Source organism: Corynebacterium sp. UD i78, from assembly GCF_056280545.1.
Genome location: NZ_JBWCED010000001.1, coordinates 963,205 through 986,350, shown reverse-complemented (window position 1 = coordinate 986,350; position 23,146 = coordinate 963,205). Strand labels below are relative to the sequence as shown.

At 67.7% G+C, this 23,146-nt stretch carries 23 protein-coding genes and 1 pseudogene; 21 read left to right on the top strand and 3 right to left on the bottom strand.

Annotated features, from left to right (window positions below; translation table 11 throughout):
• Positions 1-9: 9 nt before the first annotated feature.
• From ACZ9GM_RS04680 to ACZ9GM_RS04620, 13 genes are all read left to right on the top strand, one after another.
• The gene (locus ACZ9GM_RS04680) at positions 10-570 is read left to right on the top strand and encodes a hypothetical protein (protein WP_476037344.1); all 561 of its coding nucleotides are present in this window, start codon (positions 10-12) and stop codon (positions 568-570) included.
• A gap of 217 nt (positions 571-787) precedes the next feature.
• The gene (locus ACZ9GM_RS04675; protein WP_291473796.1) at positions 788-1,624 is read left to right on the top strand and encodes a tRNA (adenine-N1)-methyltransferase; all 837 of its coding nucleotides are present in this window, start codon (positions 788-790) and stop codon (positions 1,622-1,624) included.
• Positions 1,625-1,680: 56 nt separating this feature from the next.
• A complete protein-coding gene (gene arc, locus ACZ9GM_RS04670; RefSeq protein ID WP_291473795.1) occupies positions 1,681-3,327 on the top strand; it encodes a proteasome ATPase in 1,647 nt (548 codons plus the stop codon).
• Positions 3,324-4,850: a depupylase/deamidase Dop gene (gene dop / locus ACZ9GM_RS04665; protein ID WP_291473794.1), complete on the top strand. Its 1,527-nt coding sequence runs from the start codon at positions 3,324-3,326 to the stop codon at positions 4,848-4,850. The genes arc and dop overlap by 4 nt, the downstream gene beginning before the upstream one ends.
• A 67-nt stretch (positions 4,851-4,917) precedes the next feature.
• The gene (locus ACZ9GM_RS04660) at positions 4,918-5,115 is read left to right on the top strand and encodes a ubiquitin-like protein Pup (RefSeq protein WP_014009939.1); all 198 of its coding nucleotides are present in this window, start codon (positions 4,918-4,920) and stop codon (positions 5,113-5,115) included.
• Positions 5,112-6,548, top strand: a complete 1,437-nt coding sequence (pafA, locus tag ACZ9GM_RS04655; RefSeq protein ID WP_291473793.1) for a Pup--protein ligase — start codon at positions 5,112-5,114, stop codon at positions 6,546-6,548. Before ACZ9GM_RS04660 ends, pafA begins: the two co-directional genes overlap by 4 nt.
• On the top strand, positions 6,545-7,555 hold the full coding sequence (locus ACZ9GM_RS04650; protein WP_291473792.1) for a helix-turn-helix transcriptional regulator: 1,011 nt from the start codon (positions 6,545-6,547) through the stop codon (positions 7,553-7,555). Before pafA ends, ACZ9GM_RS04650 begins: the two co-directional genes overlap by 4 nt.
• On the top strand, positions 7,552-8,541 hold the full coding sequence (locus ACZ9GM_RS04645) for a helix-turn-helix transcriptional regulator (protein ID WP_291473791.1): 990 nt from the start codon (positions 7,552-7,554) through the stop codon (positions 8,539-8,541). The genes ACZ9GM_RS04650 and ACZ9GM_RS04645 overlap by 4 nt, the downstream gene beginning before the upstream one ends.
• Positions 8,542-8,605: 64 nt before the next feature.
• A complete protein-coding gene (gene tatA, locus ACZ9GM_RS04640) occupies positions 8,606-8,872 on the top strand; it encodes a Sec-independent protein translocase subunit TatA (protein ID WP_291473790.1) in 267 nt (88 codons plus the stop codon).
• Positions 8,873-8,881: 9 nt separating this feature from the next.
• Positions 8,882-9,964, top strand: a complete 1,083-nt coding sequence (tatC, locus tag ACZ9GM_RS04635; RefSeq protein ID WP_476037343.1) for a twin-arginine translocase subunit TatC — start codon at positions 8,882-8,884, stop codon at positions 9,962-9,964.
• Positions 9,951-12,677 carry a DEAD/DEAH box helicase gene (locus tag ACZ9GM_RS04630; protein ID WP_291473789.1) on the top strand — a complete coding sequence of 909 codons (2,727 nt, stop codon included), beginning with the start codon at positions 9,951-9,953 and terminating at the stop codon, positions 12,675-12,677. The genes tatC and ACZ9GM_RS04630 overlap by 14 nt, the downstream gene beginning before the upstream one ends.
• 22 nt (positions 12,678-12,699) lie before the next feature.
• Positions 12,700-13,854, top strand: a complete 1,155-nt coding sequence (locus ACZ9GM_RS04625; RefSeq protein WP_291473788.1) for a M24 family metallopeptidase — start codon at positions 12,700-12,702, stop codon at positions 13,852-13,854.
• Entirely contained in the window at positions 13,851-14,582 is a 732-nt protein-coding gene (locus ACZ9GM_RS04620; RefSeq protein WP_291473787.1) for an SDR family NAD(P)-dependent oxidoreductase, read from the top strand. Before ACZ9GM_RS04625 ends, ACZ9GM_RS04620 begins: the two co-directional genes overlap by 4 nt.
• Before the next feature lie 25 nt (positions 14,583-14,607).
• On the opposite strand, the gene ACZ9GM_RS04615 is transcribed toward ACZ9GM_RS04620, so the two are convergent.
• Positions 14,608-14,943 (bottom strand): hypothetical protein, encoded by a 336-nt coding sequence (locus tag ACZ9GM_RS04615; RefSeq protein WP_291473786.1) that lies wholly within the window; start codon positions 14,941-14,943, stop codon positions 14,608-14,610.
• Between the two features lie 91 nt (positions 14,944-15,034).
• Between ACZ9GM_RS04615 and ACZ9GM_RS04610 the strand changes: the two genes are divergently transcribed.
• The 3 genes from ACZ9GM_RS04610 to ACZ9GM_RS04600 are packed head-to-tail and all read left to right on the top strand — an operon-like array spanning position 15,035 to position 17,943.
• Positions 15,035-15,577, top strand: a complete 543-nt coding sequence (locus ACZ9GM_RS04610) for an FxsA family protein (RefSeq protein WP_291473785.1) — start codon at positions 15,035-15,037, stop codon at positions 15,575-15,577.
• Positions 15,574-17,163, top strand: a complete 1,590-nt coding sequence (gene lnt, locus ACZ9GM_RS04605; protein ID WP_291473784.1) for an apolipoprotein N-acyltransferase — start codon at positions 15,574-15,576, stop codon at positions 17,161-17,163. Before ACZ9GM_RS04610 ends, lnt begins: the two co-directional genes overlap by 4 nt.
• 3 nt (positions 17,164-17,166) lie before the next feature.
• Positions 17,167-17,943: a polyprenol monophosphomannose synthase gene (locus ACZ9GM_RS04600; protein WP_291473783.1), complete on the top strand. Its 777-nt coding sequence runs from the start codon at positions 17,167-17,169 to the stop codon at positions 17,941-17,943.
• Positions 17,944-18,046: 103 nt separating this feature from the next.
• Here the strand turns inward: ACZ9GM_RS04600 and ACZ9GM_RS04595 are convergent, their stop codons facing one another.
• The gene (locus ACZ9GM_RS04595; protein WP_291473782.1) at positions 18,047-18,418 is read right to left on the bottom strand and encodes an RNA polymerase-binding protein RbpA; all 372 of its coding nucleotides are present in this window, start codon (positions 18,416-18,418) and stop codon (positions 18,047-18,049) included.
• A 44-nt stretch (positions 18,419-18,462) separates the two neighbouring features.
• Between ACZ9GM_RS04595 and ACZ9GM_RS04590 the strand changes: the two genes are divergently transcribed.
• From ACZ9GM_RS04590 to mgtE, 4 genes are read left to right on the top strand one after another with little or no spacing between them, the layout of a single operon-like run.
• Positions 18,463-18,846 carry a hypothetical protein gene (locus tag ACZ9GM_RS04590; RefSeq protein WP_291473781.1) on the top strand — a complete coding sequence of 128 codons (384 nt, stop codon included), beginning with the start codon at positions 18,463-18,465 and terminating at the stop codon, positions 18,844-18,846.
• 56 nt (positions 18,847-18,902) lie between these two features.
• Positions 18,903-19,586, top strand: coding sequence for a YceI family protein (locus ACZ9GM_RS04585; RefSeq protein ID WP_476037342.1), 684 nt, complete (start codon positions 18,903-18,905; stop codon positions 19,584-19,586).
• 35 nt (positions 19,587-19,621) lie between these two features.
• Positions 19,622-19,807, top strand: a complete 186-nt coding sequence (locus tag ACZ9GM_RS04580) for a hypothetical protein (RefSeq protein ID WP_291473779.1) — start codon at positions 19,622-19,624, stop codon at positions 19,805-19,807.
• A 7-nt stretch (positions 19,808-19,814) separates the two neighbouring features.
• Positions 19,815-21,116 (top strand): magnesium transporter, encoded by a 1,302-nt coding sequence (gene mgtE / locus ACZ9GM_RS04575; RefSeq protein WP_291473778.1) that lies wholly within the window; start codon positions 19,815-19,817, stop codon positions 21,114-21,116.
• 354 nt (positions 21,117-21,470) lie between these two features.
• On the opposite strand, the pseudogene ACZ9GM_RS04570 reads toward mgtE, so the two are convergent.
• Positions 21,471-21,929, bottom strand: a pseudogene (locus tag ACZ9GM_RS04570) (helix-turn-helix transcriptional regulator); the annotation flags it as partial.
• Between the two features lie 68 nt (positions 21,930-21,997).
• Here ACZ9GM_RS04570 and ACZ9GM_RS04565 point away from each other — a divergent pair.
• A complete protein-coding gene (locus tag ACZ9GM_RS04565; protein ID WP_476037341.1) occupies positions 21,998-23,041 on the top strand; it encodes a hypothetical protein in 1,044 nt (347 codons plus the stop codon).
• The last annotated feature ends 105 nt before the right edge of the window (positions 23,042-23,146 follow it).

Genomic DNA, 23,146 nt, shown 5'->3' with positions numbered 1-23,146 from the left:
CTGGCCACGGTGCGTGCCTGGGAACACGGCGAGGACCTCGTCAGCGAGGTCAGTGAGCTGGTCAGCTACACCCAGCTCGTCTTCTCCCGCGATCGCGGGACCTGGTACGACGACGCCGAGGCCGTGGCGGGCACCGGGGTGCGTCCCCGCGAGCCCTATGACGGGGCGACACCGGCGGCAGTCGGGGTGTTCGCCGAGGCCCTGACCTACGCAGGACGCCTGGCGCAGTCTGCCGCGGATCCGGATCTCCACGAGTTGGGGAACCGCTGGCTCGTCGAGGCCCGTCGTATCCTCGACGCCCATGCCGAGACCGTGGAACGTCATCTCGCGGGTGCCGGTGGCTGGTTGTGCTCCCTGGAGGCGCATCTCGCCGGGCCGGTGACCGCGGTGACGAGGGGAGCGTCCACTGAGCAGCTCGTCTCCCTCCGTGCGGACCTGGGCACCTCCGCGCTGATCCTGCGCGTCGAGGACGGGGCCGGGATCATCGGGACGCTGCCTGACGGGGACGGTCCGGTGGTCCAGATCTGCCGCGCCGGAGTCTGTGGCGTGGCGCAGCAGCTGGGGGAGTGACGGATATACACCCGGGAAATCACGGCTGGTCCCGGTGACAGCGGTGAGCCTGGTCCACGGCGTCCCGTCGCAACCCGAATCTGCCGTCCCTGTCCGGCCGGGCGGACTGGAACGGGGTGCGGCGGAACTGCGCCGGTGGGTAGGGGAATGAGAGGGATAAGACCCCGGCTGCTCTAGACTGGCCAGGTTCACGACTTCGACAGTTAAGGGGAACCCCGTGGCCTACTCCGGTCCGTTCCAGCCCGGCGACCGGGTCCAGCTCACCGACGCCAAGCGCAGGCACTACACCATCACCCTGGAGACAGGGGAGAGCTACTTCACCCACAAGGGGCAGATCAGGCACGACGACATCATCGGCAAGGACGAGGGAACCGTCGTGATGTCCCACGTCGGCGGCGAGTACCTGTGCTTCCGGCACCTCCTCGTCGACCACGTGCTCTCCATGCCGCGCGGTGCCGCGGTCATCTACCCCAAGGACGCCGCCCAGATCCTCGTCGAGGGCGACATCTTCCCCGGCGCCAAGGTCCTGGAGGCCGGTGCCGGCTCCGGTGCCCTGTCGATGACCCTGCTGCGCGCCATCGGTGACCACGGCAAGCTCATCTCCTACGAGATCCGCGAGGACCACCTCGACTACGCCGAGGACAACGTCACCGAGTACATGGGTGGCCACCCGGAGAACTGGGACCTGCGCCTCGGTGATCTCAAGGACGTCACCGTGGCGGACACCGACGGTCCCGTCGACCGCGTCATCCTCGACATGCTCGCCCCCTGGGAGTGCCTCGAGACCGTCCGCGACCTGCTGATCCCCGGCGGCGTCTTCATGACCTACGTGGCCACCGTGCCGCAGCTGATGAAGGTCATGGAGGGCATCCGCGAGCTCAGGTGCTTCACCGAGCCGAAGGCGTGGGAGTCCCTGGTCCGCGAGTGGAAGGTCGAGGGCCTGGCCACCCGCCCGGAGCACCGGATGAACGCCCACACCGCCTTCCTCGTCTGGGCCCGACGCCTCGCAGACGGCACCGTCGCCCCGCGTCCGCAGCGCCGGGCACGGAAGTAACACCCTGTTGACCGGTAGCGGCCAACACAGGGTTACCTCCCTTGTAGACTGTGGCCATGACCAACGGCCCGGCTAACCACACCACAGCAGACGCCCGCCCCGCAGGCACCGGCGGCCCCACCTCTCCCGTGGACTCTGGTCCCGAGTCCTACCGCCAGCTCCAGCTGGCCAACCGGACCCTCGGAACCCGCAACGCCAAGCTCACCGAGCTCCTCAAGGCCAGCCGTGACAAGCTCGACGAGCTCAACGGCCGACTGGACGCCCTGGCGGAGCCGCCCAGCACCTACGGCACCCTCCTGGAGACCGGCCCGGACGCCTTCACCGCCGAGGTCCACACCGCCGGCCGCCGGATGCGTCTGATGGTCAGCCCCAATGTCGACCGCATCGACCTGACCCCCGGCGCCCTGGTGCGTCTGGGGGAGGGCTCCCAGGTCGTCGAGGTGTGCGGCACCACCGACGCCGGTGACCTCGCCTCCGTCGTCGAGGTCATCGACGCGTCCCGCATCGTCGTCGCCGACAAACTCGGCGAGGAGTCCCTCATGAAATGCGCGGGTGCCCTGACCTCCGAAATCGAGGCGAAGCAGGTCGGCCCCGGCGACTCGGTCGTCGTCGACCGTCGCGCCGGGTACGCCTTCGAGGTCATCACCCGTGCCGAGGTGGAGAACCTGGTGCTCGAGGAGGTGCCGGACGTCGACTACTCCGACATCGGCGGACTGACCAGCCAGATCGAGCAGCTGCACGATGCGGTGGAGCTGCCGTTCCTGCACCCGGAGCTCTACCGGGACTACGGCCTGCTGCCGCCGAAGGGAGTGCTGCTCTACGGCCCTCCCGGCTGCGGTAAGACGCTGATCGCCAAAGCCGTGGCGTCGTCCCTGGCGCGTCGGATGGACGCCGCCGGCGAGGGATCGGCCGACGGCGGTACCGGTGGATCGCACTCCTACTTCCTCAACATCAAGGGCCCGGAGCTGCTCAACAAGTTCGTCGGTGAGACCGAACGACAGATCCGCCTGATCTTCGAGCGGGCCCGCAAGATCGCCTCCGCCGGCGCCCCGGTGATCATCTTCTTCGACGAGATGGAGGCCATCTTCCGCACCCGTGGTACCGGTGTCTCCTCGGACGTGGAGTCCACGGTCGTACCGCAGCTGCTCGCCGAGATCGACGGTGTGGAGGGGCTGCGCAATGTCATCGTCATCGGTGCATCCAACCGTGAGGAGCTCATCGACCCGGCGATCCTGCGTCCCGGCCGCCTCGACGTGAAGATCCGGGTGCAGCGGCCTGACCGGGAAGCGTCCCTGGACATCCTCGGTAAGTACCTCACCGACGCGTTGCCCCTGGCATCCGGGACCACTGCCGCCGAACTGCGGGAACGGGTCGTCAACGGCCTGTTCTCCCACGCCCGGCCGTTTCTCACCCTGCACTTCTCCGACGGCTCCGCCCGCGACCTGTTCTACGGTGACTTCGCCTCGGGCGCGATGCTGGCAAATATCGTCGACCGGGCGAAGAAGTTCGCCATCAAGGACGCCCTGCGCGGCACCGGGTCCGGCATCTCCGCCGAGCACATCGACCTGGCGGTCGCCCAGGAGTGCCACGACAATGACGATCTGCCGGACACCACCAACCCGGCGGAGTGGGCCAGGATCTCCGGCCACAGTTCCCGTCGTGTGGTCGACATCACCGTCCACCGGCAGGAGGTCACCGTATGACCCCGAAGCGCATCATCGGGACCGAGACCGAGTTCGGGATCATCGCCCCCGACGAACCCACCGCCAGCCCGATCGACACCTCCACCCAGGCCGTGATCGCCTATGCAGCGTCCTCCGGTGCCGGGGTGAACCGACGGACCCGGTGGGACTACGCACAGGAGTCCCCGCTGCGTGACGTGCGTGGTTTCGACCTGCGCCGTTACCGCACCGCCCCGGTGATCGACCCGAACGCCCTGGGTAACGCCAACGTGGTCACCACCTCCGGGGCCCGGTTCTACGTCGACCACGCCCACCCCGAGTACTCCTCGCCGGAGACGACGGACGCCTGGGACGCGGTGATCTGGGACAAGGCCGGCGAACTGATGATGCATGAGGCCGCGGTAGCCTCCGGGCAGGTCGAGGACCAGCCCCGCCTGCAGATCCACAAGAACAACGTCGACGGCAAGGGCGCGTCCTACGGCGCCCACGAGAACTACCTCTACCCGCGCAGCTACGACGCCGAGGCGGTCCAGGCCGCCCTCATCCCGCACTTCGTCACCCGGCAGGTCTACACCGGTGCCGGACGCGTCGGGCTGGGGGAGTCCGGGCAGAATCCGGGCTTCCAGATCAGCCAGCGTGCCGACTACATCGAGACGACCGTCTCCCTGGAGACCACGCTGAACCGCGGCATCATCAACACCCGCGATGAGCCGCACTCCGGCTCGGACTGGGCACGGATGCACGTCATCATCGGGGACGCCAACCTCTCGGAGTTCGCGACTTTCCTCAAGATCGGAACCACCGCCCTGGTGCTCGACGCCGTCGGCGCCGGGGTCGACTTCTCCGACATCGCCCTCTACGAACCGGTGGCGGCGGTCCGCGAGATTTCCCGTGACCTGGAGTGCACCCACCCGGTGCGGCTCTACGGCAACCGGGAGATGACCGCGGTGCAGATCCAGCAGGAGATCCGGAACCGGGTCACCGAAGCGCTGGCCGACAGCCTCGTCGGGCACGACCAGCTGGTCCTCGACGTGTGGGGCGACATCCTCGACGATCTTGCCGGGGACCCGATGACCACCTCGGACCGTCTGGACTGGACGGCGAAGCTGTCGCTGCTCAACGCCTACCGGGCCCGCGGCCTGGAGTGGACCGATCCTCGCCTGGCGATGGTCGACATCCAGTACCACGACATCGACCCGGCGAAGGGCCTCTACAACGCGCTGGTACGCAAGGGTCGGATCCGTACCCTGGTTCCGCCCGAGGAGGTCCGCGCCGCGGTGACCACACCGCCGACCACCACCCGTGCCTGGCTGCGTGGAGAAGTCGCCCGCCGGTTCCCGGACCAGCTTCTCGCCGCGAACTGGGACTCGCTGATCCTCGACGTCCCCTGCGCCGGCTCGTCCGCGACCCGCGTCCTGCTGTCGGACCCCTCCCGCGCCACTGCGGCGGAGCTGGAGGACGCCCTGGCGACTGTCACCGACGCCGCCGGCCTCATCGCCGTGCTCACGGAGATCATGCCGGAGAGTGTCCTCGGCCTCGATTGAGCGGCCGACTGCTAGCCTGAAGAACGTTGACACACACTAACCAGAACAACCGGGAGATGTTTCACAGATGACCAGCGGCGGACAGGGCCAGATCCACGGTGGACGAGGACGCGACGAGGGCACGACGCCCGATGACGTCACCGCCTCCGGGCAGGAGCAGCTCAAGGTCAGCGGTACCGACGACCTGCTCGACGAGATCGACGGGCTGCTCGAGTCGAACGCCGAGGAGTTCGTGAAGTCCTATGTGCAGAAGGGCGGAGAGTGAGCACCGTCCACACGCGCCGGATCACCGGTCTGGAGACCGAGTTCGGCATCACCAGTGTCCTGGACTCGCACCGCAGGCTCGGCCCGGACGAGGTGGCCCGTTACCTGTTCGCCCCGGTGGTCGACCGGTACCGCAGTTCGAACATCTACTGGCGCAACGGTTCGCGGGTCTACCTCGATGTCGGCGCGCACCCCGAGTACGCCACCGCCGAGTGTGACTCGCTGCACCAGCTCGTCGCCTACGACCGTTCCGGGGAGGTCATCTTCCACCGGCTCGCCGAGCAGTGTGAGCGGACGCTCGCCGAGCGCGGTATCGGCGGCAAGGTCTACCTGCTGAAGAACAACACCGACTCCCTCGGCAACTCCTACGGCTGCCACGAGAACTTCCTGGTCAGCCGGGATGTTCCACTGAAGGCACTATCCGCCCAGCTGCTGCCCTTCCTCGTCACCCGCCAGCTGATCTGCGGCGCGGGGAAGATCAGTGTGCCGTCCCCCGGTGCCCCCAACGAGAACTTCGGACCGGGGTTCTGCCTCTCGCAGCGCTCCGACCATGTCTGGGAAGGGGTCTCCTCGGCGACGACCCGGTCCCGGCCGATCATCAACACCCGTGACGAGCCCCATGCGGACTCGGCCCGGTACCGCCGGCTGCACGTCATCGTAGGTGACTCGAACATGTCCGAGACCACCACGGCGCTGAAGGTCGGCTCCGCCCTCCTGGTCCTCGAAATGATCGAGGCGGGGGTGGAGCTGCCGGACTTCGAGCTGTCCAACGAGATCCGGTCGATCCGGGAGATCTCCCGCGACTTCAGCGGCTCCACCCCGCTGGACCTGCGCAACGGCGGCACTGTCACGGCACTGGCGATCCAGCAGGCCTTCCACGCCGCCGCCGTCGACTGGCTCAACCAGCGCGGGGAGGACGGCACCGGCACACCGAACTCGCAGCTCGCCGACGTCGTCGACCTGTGGGGACGCGTCCTCGACTGCTTCGGCACCGGTGACTTCTCCCCGGTGGACACCGAGATCGACTGGGTGATCAAGAAGTCGCTCATCGACGCGGTCGCCGAGCGCGGCAACCTGGGGATCACCGATCCACGTCTCGCTCAGATCGACCTGACCTACCACGACATCAATCCGGACCGCGGCCTGTTCCACCTGCTGGTACGCCGTGGTCGGGCGAAGACGCTCATCGACCCGGCGGAGATCCTCGCCGCCACCGAGCAGGCGCCGGCGACGACCCGTGCCGCGGTCCGCGGAAAGTTCCTCCACGCCGCCGAGGAGTCCACCCGGCAGACGACGGTCGACTGGACCCGCCTGAAGGTCAACGGCGAGGGCGGGGGAGAGCTGCTGCTCCCGGACCCGTTCTGCACCGGGTCACCCGAGATCGACGCCGCCCTGGCCGACCTCACCGACCTGCTCGCCGAGGCGCCGGCGTGAGTTCCCGCAACCGACCGGTCAAGGTCTACTGGGAGGACGCGGCCTCCCGGATCCTCAACCTGCTGATCACCCTGTCGGACGAGCCGAAGTTCCGGTCGACAGCGTGGATCGGTGCCAAAGTCGACGGCTACTCCGGGGCACCGGACACGGTCCGTAAGCAGCTGGAACGTGACCGGGCCCTGCTCGCCGACCTGGGTGTGCGGCTGGAGGAGAAGAGCACGCCTGACGATGACGGGCAGATCGAGAAGCTCTACCGACTCGACACCGCCTCCTCCTACCTGCCCACCGTGCAGTTCACCCCGGGGCAGTGGGATGCGGTCGCCGCGGCCGGGCGCTGGGCGATGGAAGACAACCTGGCGGAGGCGGTACAGGCTGCGGTGGTCAAACTGACCCCGGCCAGTCCGCTGGACGCCGGTCACGGCGTCGCCCCGGTCGTCGGTGCGGTCCCGGACTCCACCGACCTCACCGACACGGATGTCCGTCGGCTGCGCCACGCCCTCGACCACCGGCTGCGGCTGCGGTTCCACTACTGGCCCCGGCTGACCGCCGACGCACAGGAGCGCACCCTGGAACCCTGGGGTGTCGCCGCCGTCGACGGCCGGCTGTTCCTCACCGGCTTCGACGTCGACCGGGGTGCCCAGCGCACCTTCCGGCTCTCCCGTATCGCCGATCTGGAGATCGTCGAGGAGTTCTGTGCCTGGCCGGTACCGGACAGGCCGGTCCGTGCCCTGGTCACGGAAGGACTTGAGGCGGCGTCCACCCTGGTCACCGCCCGTGTCCTCTTCCGCAGTGAGGGGGCACTGGAACTGCGTGCCCACGCCCACGGTGACCCCGTGGCCCACGGCGAGGGCGAACTGCTCACCGTCGGCCCGGTCGACCGGACCTGGCTGGCACGCACCGCCGCCGCCTACGCACCGGACGCCGTCGTCCTCGATCCGCCGGACCTCGTCGACGACATCGTCGCCCGTCTGGAACGCGCCCACGATCTCCTGGGAGGAGCCCGATGACCACCCGCGCCGTACCACGGAAAGGGTCCCGGAAGAGCACCCTGATCCAGCTGCGCCGCGTTCTCTCGGTGCTGGCGTGGCTGCGTGCCCACCCGGACGCCTCCCTGATGACCACGGCGGACCGTTTCGGTGTCTCCGTGCCGCAGCTCACCGAGGAGCTGACCCGGGTCCAGGAGAGCGGACTGCCCGGGCTGCTGCCGGGCTCGCTGGTCGATCTCACGGTGACCGGGGCACGCGTCACACTCAACGACACCTTCGGGCTGGACAGACCCCTGGCGCTCACGGACGCAGAGGCCGACACCCTGCAGCTGAACCTGGAGAAGCTGGCCAGCATCCTCACCGACGGGGAACAGGATGATGCGGACACCGCGGCGACCAGGCTGCGGGCACTGGTGGAGACCGGTGAAGATTCCGGTGCAGATTCCGGGGACGTCGCCCCTGTGCGTCCGGCCGGCCCGGGAGCGGGTGTGCTCGCGCAGCTGCGCCGGGCGGTAGCCGCACGTCGGTGGGTGCGGTTCAGCTACCTGTCGGTCTCCTCCGACAGTCTCACCACCCGAGAGCTCATCCCCGATCAGGCCAGCGTCCTTGACGGTGTCGGTTACCTGTGGGGCCGCACCGACCCCGACCAGACGGCCGCGGACCAGCGGTGCTTCGCGGTGACCCGGATGGACACCGTGGAGATCCTGGACCGGCCCGCTCCCGCGGCGCTGCCCCGGGAGATCGACGCCGAGGACCCGTTCGGGTTCCGGACAGCCGAGCAGTGGGCGGAACTGGAGCTCACCGAGGAGGCGATGTGGATGCTGGAGTACCTGCCGGTGTGGCACATCGACGGCACCCGGGTGGAGATCCCGGACACCGGCGCCTGGCTGGAACGGTTCATCCTCGCCTACGCCCCGGAGATCACGGCAGTGGTCCCGGACACACTCGCGGAACGGGTGGGGCAGCGGTCCGCCGCTGCATTGGCCGCGTACCGGCGACTGGCGTAACCTGACCCCTGTCACCTCCGGGCCCCGTCGGGTCCCGGACTCCCCAATGAAAGGCACTGACCCCATGGGTAACCTCGGATGGCCTGAGCTCCTCATCATCCTCGTGGTCCTCGTCCTCCTCTTCGGCGCCACCCGCCTGCCCAACATGGCACGTTCCCTGGGCCGCTCCATGCGCATCTTCAAGTCGGAGATGAAGGAGATGAAGAACGACGACCAGCCGGCCGTCGAGGCCCCGGCCAACTCTCCGGAGGCCGAGGCCGCCCGCCGTATCGCTGACCCGTCCTCCGCGGCCGATGACGCCGCCAAGGACGCACAGTCCCGGGAGTCCTAGACCCCGACAATGGCCACCACTGAACAGGCCGGAGGGCGCGCCGCGCGGCCCCGGCGTACCTCACGACGCAGGGTCCGCGCCGAGGGCGCGAACATGTCGCTCGTCGAGCACCTCAAGGAGCTGCGTCGCCGCCTGCTCATCGCCCTGGTGGCGATCGGGGTCGGCACCGTCCTGGGCTACCTCTGGTACGACGTGTCGATCCTGGGGACCCCGAGTCTCGGCGACATCCTCAAGGAGCCGTACTGCCAGCTGCCGCCGGAGTCCCGCTTCGGTGGAAGCGACGGTGAGTGCCGACTGCTGGCGACCAGCCCCTTCGAGATGTTCATGCTGCGCCTCAAGGTCGGTTTCATGGTCGGTCTGGTGCTCTCCGCACCGGTCTGGTTCGGCCAGATCTGGGGGTTCATCACCCCGGGACTGAAGAAGAACGAGAAGCGCTGGACCCGCAGCTTCGCCTCCATCGCCACTCTGCTCTTCGCGTTCGGCGCCGTGCTGGCCTACTTCGTCCTCTCCTTCGGACTGGAGTTCCTGCTCACCATCGGTGACAATGCCCAGATTGCCGCACTCAACGGTACGGAGTACTTCAGCTTCGCCCTGGCACTGCTGTTCATCTTCGGGGTGAGTTTCGAGGTCCCGCTGATCACCGCGATGCTGAACATCGTCGGGATCCTGCCGTACCAGGTGCTCAAGGAGAAGCGCCGGATCATCATCATGGTCCTGTTCGTCTTCGCCGCTTTCATCACCCCCGGCCAGGACCCGGTCTCGATGGTCATCCTCGCGCTCTCCCTGTGCCTGATGATGGAGATCGCCACCCAGTTCGCCCGGATCAACGACAAGCGCCGGGCGAAGAAGGCGGGGCTGTCCCCGGACGCCTTCTTCACCGACGACCTCGATGACGAGGAGGGCTCGCACATCGGACCCGCCTCTCCGCTGGGTTCCGACGGTGGCCCGGAGTCTCCGACCCCGGTCACCCCGTCCCGCCCGGTGAACGCCAGCAGCAGGGAGCGTATCCGCGACGACTCCGGCCGTGCGCCGGGCGAGGGCACCGGCTACGGCAGCAGCTACGATTCCGGGGATCTCGATGACATCCTCTGAGTCCGGTTGCGCGCCCCTGCCCGACCCTCTTCCCGCCTCCGTCACCGACTTCGCCGATGACTACGGCTTCCCGCTCGACGACTTCCAGGTGCGGGCCGCCTGCGCGGTGGAAGCCGGACGCGGCGTCCTCGTGTGTGCCCCCACCGGCTCCGGCAAGACCGTCGTCGGCGAGTTCGCCGTCCACCTGGCTCTGGAACGTGGAGGAGCATGCTTCTACACCACCCCGGTCAAGGCGCTGAGCAACCAGAAGTTCCACGACCTCGTCGCCCGCCACGGGGAGGATCACGTCGGTCTGCTCACCGGCGACGTCAGCATCAACGGGAACGCGCCGATCGTCGTCATGACGACCGAGGTGCTGCGCAACATGGTCTACGCCGGCTCCCACCGGTTGGACAACCTCACCCACGTCGTCATGGACGAGGTCCACTTCCTCGCCGATCCCTCCCGTGGGCCGGTGTGGGAGGAGGTCATCCTCAACCTCGATCCGTCGGTGGTGCTGGTCAGCCTGTCGGCGACGGTGAGCAATGCCGAGGAGTTCGGCGGCTGGCTCACCACCGTGCGTGGTGAGACCGACCTCATCATCACCACCCACCGGCCGGTGCCGCTGGACCAGTTCATGATGGTCGACAAGCAGATCCTGCCGCTCAACGACCCGAAGCACCCGGAGGAGGCCAACCGCGCGGTCGTCGCCGCCGCGGCGCGGGCCGAGGAGACCGGACGACGCACCGGACCGAAGCGCACCGATGTCGTGCACAGGATGGGTGCGGCCGGGATGCTCCCGGCGATCTACTTCATCTTCTCGCGGGCAGGCTGCGACGGCGCGGTCCGTCAGCTCCTGGTGGACCGGGTGCGACTGACCACGGACGCCGACCGGGACGAGATCCTGCGCACCGTCGACGAGGGAGTGCAGGACATCCCCACCGACGACCTCGGCGTCCTCGGGTTCCGCCAGTGGCGCCGCGCGCTGTCCAACGGCTACGCCGCCCACCACGCCGGCATGCTGCCGGCCTTCCGGCACATCGTGGAGGACCTGTTCACCCGCGGGCTGCTCAAGGTCTGCTTCGCCACGGAGACCCTGGCCCTGGGCATCAACATGCCCGCCCGGTCGGTCGTGCTGGAGAAGCTCGTCAAGTACAACGGTGAGGCCCACGTCGAACTGACTCCGGGTCAGTACACGCAGCTCACCGGCCGTGCCGGACGCCGTGGCATCGACACGCAGGGCAATGCGGTGGTGCTGTGGAGCAGGGGCGTCGAACCCCACTCCGTCGCGCATCTCGCCGGCACCCGCACCTACCCGCTGGACTCGATCTTCCGGCCCGGTTACAACATGGCGGTGAACCTCATCGCCACCAAGGGGTACACGGACGCCCAGCGGATCCTGGACCGCTCCTTCGCCCAGTACCAGACAGCCACGCACGTGGTGGAGCAGGCCACGCAGCTCACCCGGCGGCGTCGGGACCTCGCCGGTCTGGAGAAGGACCTGGCCGCTGAACTGCGCAGCCGGCACACCAAACTCACCGCAACCGACGTCATCGAGTACGCGGGACTGCGCCGCGATCTGAACCTGGCAGAGCGCAAGGCGAAGCGTGATTCAGGCAACCAGCGGGAGAAGGAGATCTCCAACCTGCTGTCCTCGCTGAGCGTGGGCGACATCATCGCCCTGCCGACCGGTAACAACCCGGACATCGCGGTGGTGGTGCGCTCTGATTCGGACCACCGTCACCCACGGCCGTGGATCGTCGTCGAGGACGGCTGGTGCGGCCCGGTCGCACCCGGGTCCTTCGGCAATGTGCCGGTGCCGCTGGGGCACATGAAGCTCCACAAGAACGCCGGACGCTCGCCGAAGCGCAATGCCCGGGCGGTGGCGTCCAACCTGCGCCGTGAGCGCGTCGAGCGGCCGAAGAAGCTGAAGAGGAAGGCCGGAGGCGGCTCCTCGCGGGAGGCCGCGGTGCTGCGCGACAAGGTGCACATTCACCCGGTGCATGCGCTGCGCAACCGCGAGGATCTGGTGCGCCCGGCCGAGCGTGTCGTCGCCGCGCGCCGGACCCTGGACCGTGAACTGGAGGCCGTCACACCGGACTCCGAGACCCTCTCGGCGACCTTCGACCACATCCTCGACCTGCTCGCCGAGCTCGACTACGTGGAGTACAGCGGGTCTGTCACCGCCGCCGACCGCGAGGGCCTGCAGGTCACGGCTGAGGGGCACCGGCTGTCCCGGATCCACCATGAGTCGGATCTGCTGGTCGCCCAGTGCCTGCGTCGTGGGATCTGGGACGACCTGGATCCGGCGGAACTCGCGGCGGCGGTCTCGACCGTCGTCTTCGAGAACCGTCGCGAGGCCACCGGACGCCACACCACCGAAGTCCCGACCGAGGCGCTGGCTGCGGCGGTGACCGCTGTGGGACGCATCCATGGCGAGCTCGTCAGTGACGAGGAACGCCACGGCCTGCCGTTGACCCGTGAACCGCAGACCGGATTCGCCACCGCCCTGCACCAGTGGACCGCGGGTGCCCCGCTGGACTACTGCCTGCGGGCGGCGGAGGCCGCCGGCGCACAGCTCACCCCGGGTGACTTCGTGCGCTGGTGTACCCGGGTCATCGACCTGCTGGAGCAGATCAAGCACACCGGTTACGCGGCCTCCGTGAAGGCAGCGGCGCGCAAGGCGGTGCCGGCGATCCGGCGTGGTGTGGTGGAGCTCGGCGCGACGTCGTAGCGGGGTCGTAGAGTGGGGGACCATGACTGTCCCGTTCCCTCTGACGACCTACACCGCCCGGCTCAACGCCGTCGCCGCACTGCTTGCCGAGCAGCACATCGACGCCGCAGTACTCACCCCCGGCGCAGACCTGCGGTTCCTGCTGGCCAGCGACATCGACACCCACGAGCGTTTCTCCGCCCTCGTCATCACACCGACGACCCGCCGCATCGTCGTCCCTGCGGTGGACGCCGCCGCGCTGCGCACCGGTGTCGCCGGGGCCGTCGGCGTCGAGGTCGTGCCGTGGAATGACGGGGACGACGCCCTCGCCCTCGCCGTCGGTGACCTCGCCGACTCTGCCGCAACCGCGACCGTCGCGGTGTCCGGCGAGATGCCCGCCAATCACCTGCTGAACCTCCAGGCCCGGGGTCTGACCACGGTCAACGCCACCGCGGTGCTGCGCGACGTCTTCATGGTCAAGGATGAGGCCGAGATCGCCGAGCTGCGACGCGCCGGCACCGCCATCGACGAGGTGCACCGACAGGTCCCCGGCCTGCTGCGCGCCGGACGGACCGAACGGGAGGTCGCCGAAGACCTGGAGAAGCTCATTCTGGCCGAACATGTCACCGTGGACTTCATCATCGTCGGCTCAGGCCCGCACGGTGCCGACCCGCACCACGACTTCTCCGACCGCGTCATCGGGGACGGGGAGATCGTGGTCATCGACATCGGCGGAACGCTGGACACGGGCTACCACTCCGACTGCACCCGCACCTACATCGTCGGCCCGGTGGAGTCCGCCCGTCCGGACCAGACCGAGGCATACCGCGTCCTCCACGATGCACAGCAGGCAGGGCTGAACGCCGCGAAGCCTGGTGTCACCGCCCATGAGCTGGACAAGGTCGTCCGGGACGTCATCGACGCCGCCAGCTACAGCGGGTTCTACACCCACCGCACCGGCCACGGCATCGGTTTGTCGGGTCACGAGGAACCGTTCATCATCGCCGGCAACGACCTGCCGCTGGTAGAGGGGATGGCGTTCTCCATCGAGCCGGGAATCTACATCCCGGACGACTGGGGAGCCCGTATCGAGGACATCGTGGTGATGACGACCGACGGCTGCGAGCCAGTCAACCTGACCACCCATGACCTGGTCCCGACCGGGGCCACTGCAGAAGACAGAGGAGTCAACGCATGAGCCGCATCGTCCTGTTCGGCGCGACCAGTGAGATCGGTGGGGAGATCATCACCCGCCTGGCCTCCGGCAACGACATCGTGCTGGCCGCACGGCGTCCTGAGGCTCTGACCGACCTGGAGGACGCCTGCCGTGGCGCGGGTGCGAACGATGTGGAAACCGTCTTCTTCGATGCCGGAGATGTCGACGCCCAGGCGTCCGTCATCGACGACATCGAGTCCCGCGGAGCCCTCGACACCGCGATCGCCGCATTCGGTGTCCTCGGTGACCAGGAACTCGCCGAGCGCGACGGTGGGGAAGTGGCGCGCATCCTGCACACCGACTTCACCGCGCAGGCGGTACTGCTCACGGAGCTTTCCGAGCGGATGAAGGCGCGGGGACGTGGCGACCTGGTGGCGTTCTCGTCGATCGCCGGGGCCCGGGTGCGGCGTCCCAACTACGTCTACGGTTCGGCGAAGGCGGGCCTCGACGGGTTCTGCCAGGGCATGCAGGACGCACTGCGCGGCACGGGTGTACGGCTGACGGTCATCCGCCCGGGCTTCGTCATCGGGAAGATGACCGAGGGCATGGATCCGGCACCGCTGTCGGTCACCCCTGATGTGGTGGCCGAGGCGGTGGTCAAGGCACTGAAAACCGGGACACCCGATGTGTGGGTGCCCCGGTCTCTGAGCGTGCTGGCGATGGTGATGCGCCTGGTGCCGCGGTTCCTCTGGCGGCGTGCGCCGCGGTAGTGCGGGGCCCCGGATCAGACCCGGATCAGAACCTGGTGATCTCGTAGAACACGGAACGCAGCAGGGCGAGCACCGAGAAGAGCACGGTGGCTCCACCGACCACGGCGACGCCGCACTTGATGATCTCGCCGAAGACAATGCTGTCGGAGCTGATACCGCCGCAGTTGTCGTCGAGGGAGCCCTGGACGGAACCCTCGACGTCAGCGGAGGAGGTCGGCAGGTCGCCGGTGCTGGAGCTCGGAAGAGAGCTGTCGGCGGTGGAGGAGGTCGTCTCGGCGACGGCGGGGGCTGCCACAGCGCCACCGAAGGCGGTGGCTGCGGCAAGAGTCAGGGCGAGGCTGCGGCGGCGCAGTCCGGTCATTGGTGGACCTTTCGTCATAATTGTCTGTGAATCAATTCTCCTATCGTATCCGGTCACGCCGGCGTTAGTACCCCCCGGTACAGTGGTAGGCATGCTGCGCGCCTTTCCCCTGATCTACCTTGTCGCCGAGGTCGTGTTCTTCATCCTGCTCGGACAGTGGATCGGCTTCGGGTGGGCGTTCCCGCTCCTCATCTTCTCCCCGTTCATCGGATTCCTCCTGGCACGTGGGTCTTTCCGTCGGATGCGGGCGCGTATCCCGTCCCAGCGGTCGACCTCGAAGTCGACCGACACCTTCACCGCAGACATCGCGGTCTCGGTGATCACCGGAATCCTGCTGGTCACCCCCGGCATCCTCACGTTCGTCTTCGGCCTGTTCCTGCTGCTGCCGCCGGTACGCTCGCTGCTGGCGTCCCGCCTGGGCAACTCCCTGGGGCTGCGCGTCATGTCACTGGGCGAGCGCTTCACGGTCGGTGGTGCGTCCTTCCGTCCGGGTGGTACCGGCCAGGCGACGGGGGAGGACGCCGGCTCCACCGGAGGCTGGGGAGACATCATCGACCACCGGTCCACGGAGTTCGACGATGACCCGGGGACCGGCAGTGACCGCACCGGTGGAACCCGGGGAAGCGACCGGTGAGCCGGAACGCCCGGTGGACCAGACCTGACCGACGCACCGTCCTCCGCTTTGTCCTGCTGACACTGGCCGCAGTCGCTGCCGGCATCGCCCAGTTCGCCTCCTACCAGCCGACCGGGCTGTGGTGGGCCGCGCCGCTGGGGCTCGGCGTCCTCTTCGTGGCTGTCGACCACATCCCGACCGGTACGGACCGGCCGGTCCGGTGGATCATGTGGCTGACCTGGATCCAGGGGCTGGCCTGCTACCTGTTCCTGCTGCCGTGGGTCGGCAAGTACGTCGGCGCCATCGCCTGGCTGGGGCTCTCGCTCGTCGAGTCGCTGTACTGCCTTGCCTTCGGCGCGGGGCTGGCCTTCCTGCTGCGCAAGTGTCCACGCCACCCCATGCTGCTGGTTGCCGTCCCCGCCTGGTACGTCGCCGTGGAGTGGGTGCGCGTCAACTGGCCCTTCGGCGGCTTCGGCTGGGTCCGGCTGGCCTGGGGGCAGCTCGGCGGCCCGCTGGCCCAGTGGATCAGCATCGCCGGACCCACCCTCGTCGCCTTCGCTGTCGTCCTCACCGGCTATGCGCTGAGCCTGCTCGTGCACCGACGGTGGATCAGCGGGGCCGTTCCGGTCGCGCTGACCGTCATCGGTGGCCTGCTCATCCCGGTGGTCTCCCCGGTGTGGTCTGACGGCGATGACACTCCGACTCTCAATATCGCCGCTGTCCAGGGCAACGTGCCCCGGCTGGGTCTGGACTTCAACGCCCAACGGGAGGCGGTGCTCAACAACCACGTCCGGGTCTCCCGGGAGCTCGCCGACGAGGTCGCCGCCGGTGAACGTGCCCAACCGGACCTGGTCGTCTGGCCGGAGAACGCCTCCGACGTCGACCCGTACCGCAGCCAGGAGGCCTACGACAAGATCCAGGATGTCGCCGCACAGCTCGGCGCACCGGTCCTCGTCGGTGCGGTGACCCGAGACGATGTCGGCGCCCGCAACGCGATCATCGTCTGGGATCCGGAGGACGGCCCCGGCCAGCAGCACGTCAAGAAGTACCTGCAGCCCTTCGGCGAGTACATGCCGTTGAAGGACCTGCTGCGCCACGTCAGCTCCTACGTCGACATGGCCGGCGACTTCAAACCCGGTGACGGCAACAACACGGTGGACGCCGCGGGGGAGACCCTCGGCGTCGCAACCTGCTACGAGGTCTCCTTCGACGAGGCCTACCGTGACTCGGTGCGCAACGGTGCGACGATCTTCACCAGCCCGACGAACAACGCCACCTTCGGCACCACCGACATGACCTTCCAGCAGCTGGCGATCAACCGGATGCGGGCGATCGAGTACGACCGTGCCGTCGTCGTCGCCGCGACCTCGGGCGTGTCCGCGATCGTCAACCCCGACGGTACCGTCGATCAGCGCACGACGATCTTCCGGGAGGGTCTGTTGCAGGCCGATGTTCCGGTGCGGGATACTGAGACGTTGTCTGCACGTGTCGGTCCTGTCGTCGAGTGGATCCTCGCCGCCCTGGGCGCCGTCGCCGTCGCAGCCGCCTACATCACGACCCGCACCACCCGCTCAAACCAACCCGCCCGCACGCGTACGAAGAGGTAGCCAGTGTCCAAGCCCAGCGACAGAACCCTCGTCATCATCCCGACCTTCAACGAGAAGGAGAACCTGCCCCTGATCATCGGTCGGGTGCGGGACGCCGAGCCGGACCGGGTGGACATCCTCGTCGTCGACGACAACAGCCCCGACGGGACCGGAGAGCTCGCCGACGAGATGGCTGCCGCCGACAGTCACATCAACGTCCTGCACCGCGCCGGCAAGGGCGGACTGTGCGGCGCATACATCGCCGGTTTCCGGTGGGGTCTGGACGCCGGTTACGACGTCATCTGCGAGATGGACGCCGACGGCTCCCATGCGCCCGAGCAGCTGCACCTGCTGCTGGAGCAGGTGGACGCCGGCGCAGACCTCGTCATCGGTTCGCGCTACATCAAGGGTGGCCGAACCGTGAACTGGCCGTGGTTCCGGTGGGTGCTGTCCAAGGGTGGCAACCTCTACATCTCCCTGGCACTCGGCGCCGGTCTGTCGGACATGACCGCCGGCTACCGTGCCTACCGTCGCAGCCTCATCGAGGAGTTCAACCTCGACGAGCTGTCGAACGCCGGGTACATCTTCCAGGTCGATCTGGCGTGGCGCGCGGTGCAGGCGGGAGCGGTCATCCGTGAGGTGCCGATCACCTTCACCGAGCGGGTCATCGGGGAGTCCAAGCTGGACGGCAGTTTCGTCAAGGACAGCCTGCTGGTCGTCACGAAGTGGGGCCTTGCCCACCGCTGGAGCCAGGCCAAGGGGCTGGTGGCGTCCCTGAACAAGAAGCTGGGACGCCGGTAGCGGGTTCCTCCGGGCAGAGATCAGCCCCCGCACCCGGTACCGGGTGCGGGGGCTGATCCTGTGTGCGCGGAAGGCGAGGCGCAGATGCCGCGGGGGGAGAACCCTAGGACTGCCCCTCCTGCTCCTTGAGCAGTTTCATGGCGTTGCGGCGCCGCTTACGCAGCAGTTCGATACGCTCGTCGAGGAGGACATCGAGCTCCTCGATGGACCGCCGCTCGCGCAGCATGTCCCAGTGGGTACGTGGTGGCTTTACGGGCTTGGCCTCCTGGCCTTCGCCCTCCACCAGCTTGCCCAGCTGGCCGTTCTTGCACATCCACTCGTTAGGGAGTTCGGCGTCATCGGCGAACGGGACCTCGAAGATCTCGCCGGACTCCGTCCGGTACTTCGCCATGTTGCGTGGGGCCAGGTCATGGTCACGGTCCGTCTCATAGGAGACGGCGCCCATCCTGCTTCCGCGGAGAACGCGATCTGCCATCGCTGCATCATCCTTCCGGTCTCTCGCGTATTGTCAACCTCATAATGTTACCCCATATTCCCGAAAGTTCACACCGTCGCCCCGGGAGCGCAGAGCACTGTGCCTGGTGCGGCCGGGAACTCGTGCAGACCGGTAGTGGGCGTCGTCGTCGCTACTGCGGTCAGTCCTGCCGACAGCGCGCCTATGAGCAGCGCCGTGACCTCGCCGGGACGACAGTGCCGGCCGACGCGCTGATCCTGCCGCGGTCGGCCGCCGAGGACCTCACCGACCGGCTCTTCGAACTCCGGTGCGGCGCCGAGGACGTCGCTGCGGCGGTGGAGGCGGGGGAGGACGCCGAGGAGATCGCCGCGCTGTGCCGGGAGCTCGTGGATCTGGCGAGAGCCGCAGAGAAGATCCGGGGACGCGTGGATGACGCAGGTGCCACATAAGGGGTGGTTATGTCCCGATGCAGTTCCGCGAGGGGGTGGCAGATAGCATGGAGCCCATGCGGAAGGGATTAATCACGCTGTTCGTGGTCGCCGTGGTCGCGCTGGCCGTCGGGCTTGTGGCACCACCGGTGTACAAACTGCTCAGCAGCAACGGACTCCAGACGGCGTCCATCGCCGAAGGCTCCGGGGAACCCGCCTCAGTGGGGGTCGACGGTCACTGGGGGATCGTCTCCGGTGAGGGGCAGAACCGCACCCAGGCCGGTTACACCTTCGACGAGGTCCTGCCCGGTCAGCGGAAGTCCACCTCCGGGCGAGGTGAAGGTGTCACCGGAGGCCTGGTCGTCAACGACGGGACACTGACCGAGGGCGACATCACTGTCGATGTCGAGTCCATCGGGTCCGACATCGAGAAGCGCGACATCAACGTCCGTCGCCACATCCTGCAGACCGATGACTACCCGGAGGCGACCTTCGAGATCACCGAGCCGGTGGATCTGTCCGGACTGCCGGACGACGGGACTGTCGACACGGTCACTCTCACCGGTGATCTGACGATGCATGGTCACACCAACATGGTGACCGCCGATCTCACGGTGTTGCGTACCGGCGAGCATGTCATCGTGGAAGGTAAACTCCCTGTTGTCCGCGAGGACTTCGGTCTCCAGTCACCGCAGTTCGTCGCTTCCCAGATCGCAGCAGAGGGAACCATCGACCTGCTGCTGGTCTTCGCCCAGATGTAGGCCCGGCAACAGGCCCTGACCCCGAGGAGAACCCTGTGGACCGCACCGTAATGGTCACCACCCGTTGGATCCGGCTGGTGACCCTGCTCGCCTTCATCGTCGTCCTGCTCTTCCTCGACGGCGTGGTACCGTTGATCTGCATCGGCCTCTGCGTGATCTTCCTCGGCTTCACAGGATGGCAGTTGTGGAAGCTCTACAACGACGAGAAGTACCGGGAGTAGGTCTGCGATGGACATCGTCGACCTGCAGACCGGACTCGGCGAGTTGACCACCGTCGAGATCGCCGAAGAAATGTCCCGCCTGGGGACCACCGACCAGGCCGTCCTGTTCCGGCTTCTGGACAAGGACCGTGCGTCCCAGGTGTTCGAGTATCTGGACGTCGCCCACCAGGCGGAGCTCCTCGACGAGTTCCGGGAAGGGCGTTCCGCCGAGCTGCTGCTCGATCTGCCCGATGACGACCGTGCCCAGCTGCTCGGGGAGATGCCGGCGAAGGTCGCCGCCCGGATGATGGCCGGGCTGCCGGAGGACCGCCGCCAGGTCACCGCGCAGCTGCTCGGTTATCCGGAGGGGTCCGCCGGACGTGTGATGACGCCGGTGCCCACGGTGATCGCCTCGGACACGACGCGCGAACAGGCGCTCCAGAAGCTCCGTGGCCGTGATCTGCGTAACCGGGACATCGCCGTGCTCGCCGTGACCGACCACACCCGGCATCTCGTCGGGCTGGTCAACCTGTCGACCCTCGTCACCTCTGCGGCAGACACGCCGATCGCGGAGCTGATGAACAAGGAGACCCACGCGGTCAACGCCACCGACGACCAGGAGAAGGCCGCCCGTCTGGTCCAGGAGGCCGACCTGCTCGCACTGCCCGTCGTCGACGACGAGAACCGGTTCCTCGGCATGCTCACCGTCGATGACGCGATGGAGATCCTCGAGGAGGAGGCCACCGAGGACGCCTACCGTGCCGGTGGTTCCGAGCCGCTGGAGCAGCCCTATCTCACGGCGACGGTGTTCCACCTGGCCCGGAAGCGTGGCGTGTGGCTCCTGGTGCTGATACTCACGGCGGTCCTCACCGTCAACGTGATGAGCTTCTTCGAGGACACTCTCGCGTCGGTCGTTGTCCTGGCGACCTTCGTCCCGATGATCACCGGTACCGGAGGCAACGCCGGATCGCAGGCGGCCTCCTCAGTGGTGCGAGCCCTGGCCGTCGATGAGGTCCAGCCCCGTGACATCGGCCGGGTGATCTGGCGTGAGGTGCGGGTGGGTCTGCTGCTGGGAGTGTTCCTCGGTGCCCTGATCTTCCCGTTCATCTCGCTGATCTACGAGTGGCGAATCGGCGCGGTGATGTCGCTGACCATCATCTGCATCTGCGCCTGGGCCTGCATCGTCGGCGGGGTGCTGCCGCTGGTGGCCAAGAAGATCGGCGTGGACCCGGCGGTGTTCTCCACCCCGGTGGTCTCTACGCTGGTGGACGCCACGGGCCTGGTCATCTACTTCTCGATCGCCCAGGTCATCCTCGCAAGCATGCTCTGAGCCAGGCACCGAGCAGGCCCGGTGAAGTCTGTCGGAGGTCTGCTGCACGAACCGCCGGAACTCCGGTGGTCGGATGACCGTGAATTCGATGTCGGTGAGCACGAGAACGACTGTCAGCCACTCGAAGGAATCCACGCGGGCCGTGTAGCGGGTACGTCGACCTCTGTCGGTGGCCTCCAACGTCCCGTCGACCCGGTGGAGAACTGCAGCTGCGTTGTCAGGGCCGGTCGCCAGATCGAGGACGACCTCGACGATTGAGCCACTCCGGAACTGCTCCCGGAGCAGTTCGGTGACATCGTTCCGGGGCAGAGGGGCCGGGGTGAACCGGTTGCCGGTGAACGCCACGTCCCCTATGCGGTCCAGCCGGAATGTCCTCCAGTCCCGTCGGTCCAGGTCCCACCCGTAGAGGTACCAGCGCCCGTCGAGGTGGACCAGACGGGCGGGATGCACCGTCCGGTGGAGCTTTGCCTGACGTCCGGTGTGGTTGAAGGTCACCTCACGGTGCTCGGCAGCCGCGTGGCCGAGCAGAATGAAGAGACCGTCCGCCACGCCGGGAGCGCTGGTGTCGATCTCGACAGTCCGTTCTGATGCCGACTCCGACCGGGACGGCTGTGGGGGAAGACGCTTTCCCCGGGGCATCACGTAGTGCCCGCCACGCCCCGGGACCCCTTCGATGTGGTAGCCGAGGTTCCGGAGCTCGGTGATGTCACGTCGGAGCGTCCGTTCGGGGATGTCCAGCAGCCCTGAAAGATGAGCTGCGGACCAGGTGGTCCCGCCGTCGAGGAGGTCGAGCAGGTGGAGAAGCCTTCCCATCCTCGTCGTCACTGTGTTCCTCCCTTTGCGGTCATGTTACTGCCGCATTCCACCGTAGCGTGATCAGTATGAACATTGACGAGAACACCGCGTCCATCACCGTCACCGGCGCCCGCACCCACAATCTGCGGGACATCGACGTGGAGATCCCGTCTCACGCACTGACCGTGGTCACCGGAGTCTCCGGTTCCGGGAAATCCTCACTGGTCTTTGACACGATCGCGGCGGAGGCACAGCGGGCGACGGCCGCCGGATACCCGTCCTTCGTACGCACCCGTCTGGCCCGGTACCCGCCGGCGGACGTCGACCGGATCGACGGGCTCACATTCACGACCGTGGTCGACCAGCGACGGTTCACCGGTAATGCCCGCTCTACGGTGGCCACGGCCGTGGACCTCGCGACCCCGCTGCGGATGCTCTTCTCCCGGTTTGCAGTGCCGTCGGCGGGATTCTCCCCGGCGTACTCTCCGAATGATCCGACCGGCATGTGCCTGACCTGCGAGGGGTTGGGGACGCTGTCCGCCATCGACGAGGACGCGTTGATCGACCCGGACCTTTCACTGGACGACGGTGCCGTGCGGTTCCCGACCTTCGCGCCCGGGACCTACCGGTGGAAACGTCTGGTCACCTCGGGTCTCTGTGACCCGTCCGTGCCATGGTCGCAGCTGCCGGACGAGATCCGCAATGTGCTGATGCATGCCCGTGATCTCCGACTGGAGGAGCCGTTACCGGGATATCCGGACCACGGTCGCTTCGACGGGATCATTCCCCGCCTTCGGGATTCCTACCTGCGCAGGACGCCGTCCCGGCTCACCGCTGCCGAGCGTGCCGGTCTCGACGCCGTGGTGAGTCACTCGACCTGCCCGGACTGTGCCGGCGCGAGGATCAACGCGGAGGCAAGGGACAGTCACATCAACGGGCCGGTCGATCGCCGACTGGGCCGCAGTGTCCATCTCCGACCTGCACGGACTGGTCTCCGATGCGGCGGAGTCACTGGGGGAGAGCGCCGCACCTCTGCTCGTGGACATCTCCCGCCGCGTGGACGCCCTCACCGAGGTCGGCCTGGGCTATCTGAACCTCGACCGGTCGTCGCCGACCTTGTCCGGCGGTGAGGCGCAGCGGCTAAAAATGGTGCGGCACCTGGGAAGCCCCCTGACCGAGGTGACCTATGTCTTTGATGAGCCGGCCGCCGGCCTTCACCCCAACGACGTACAGCG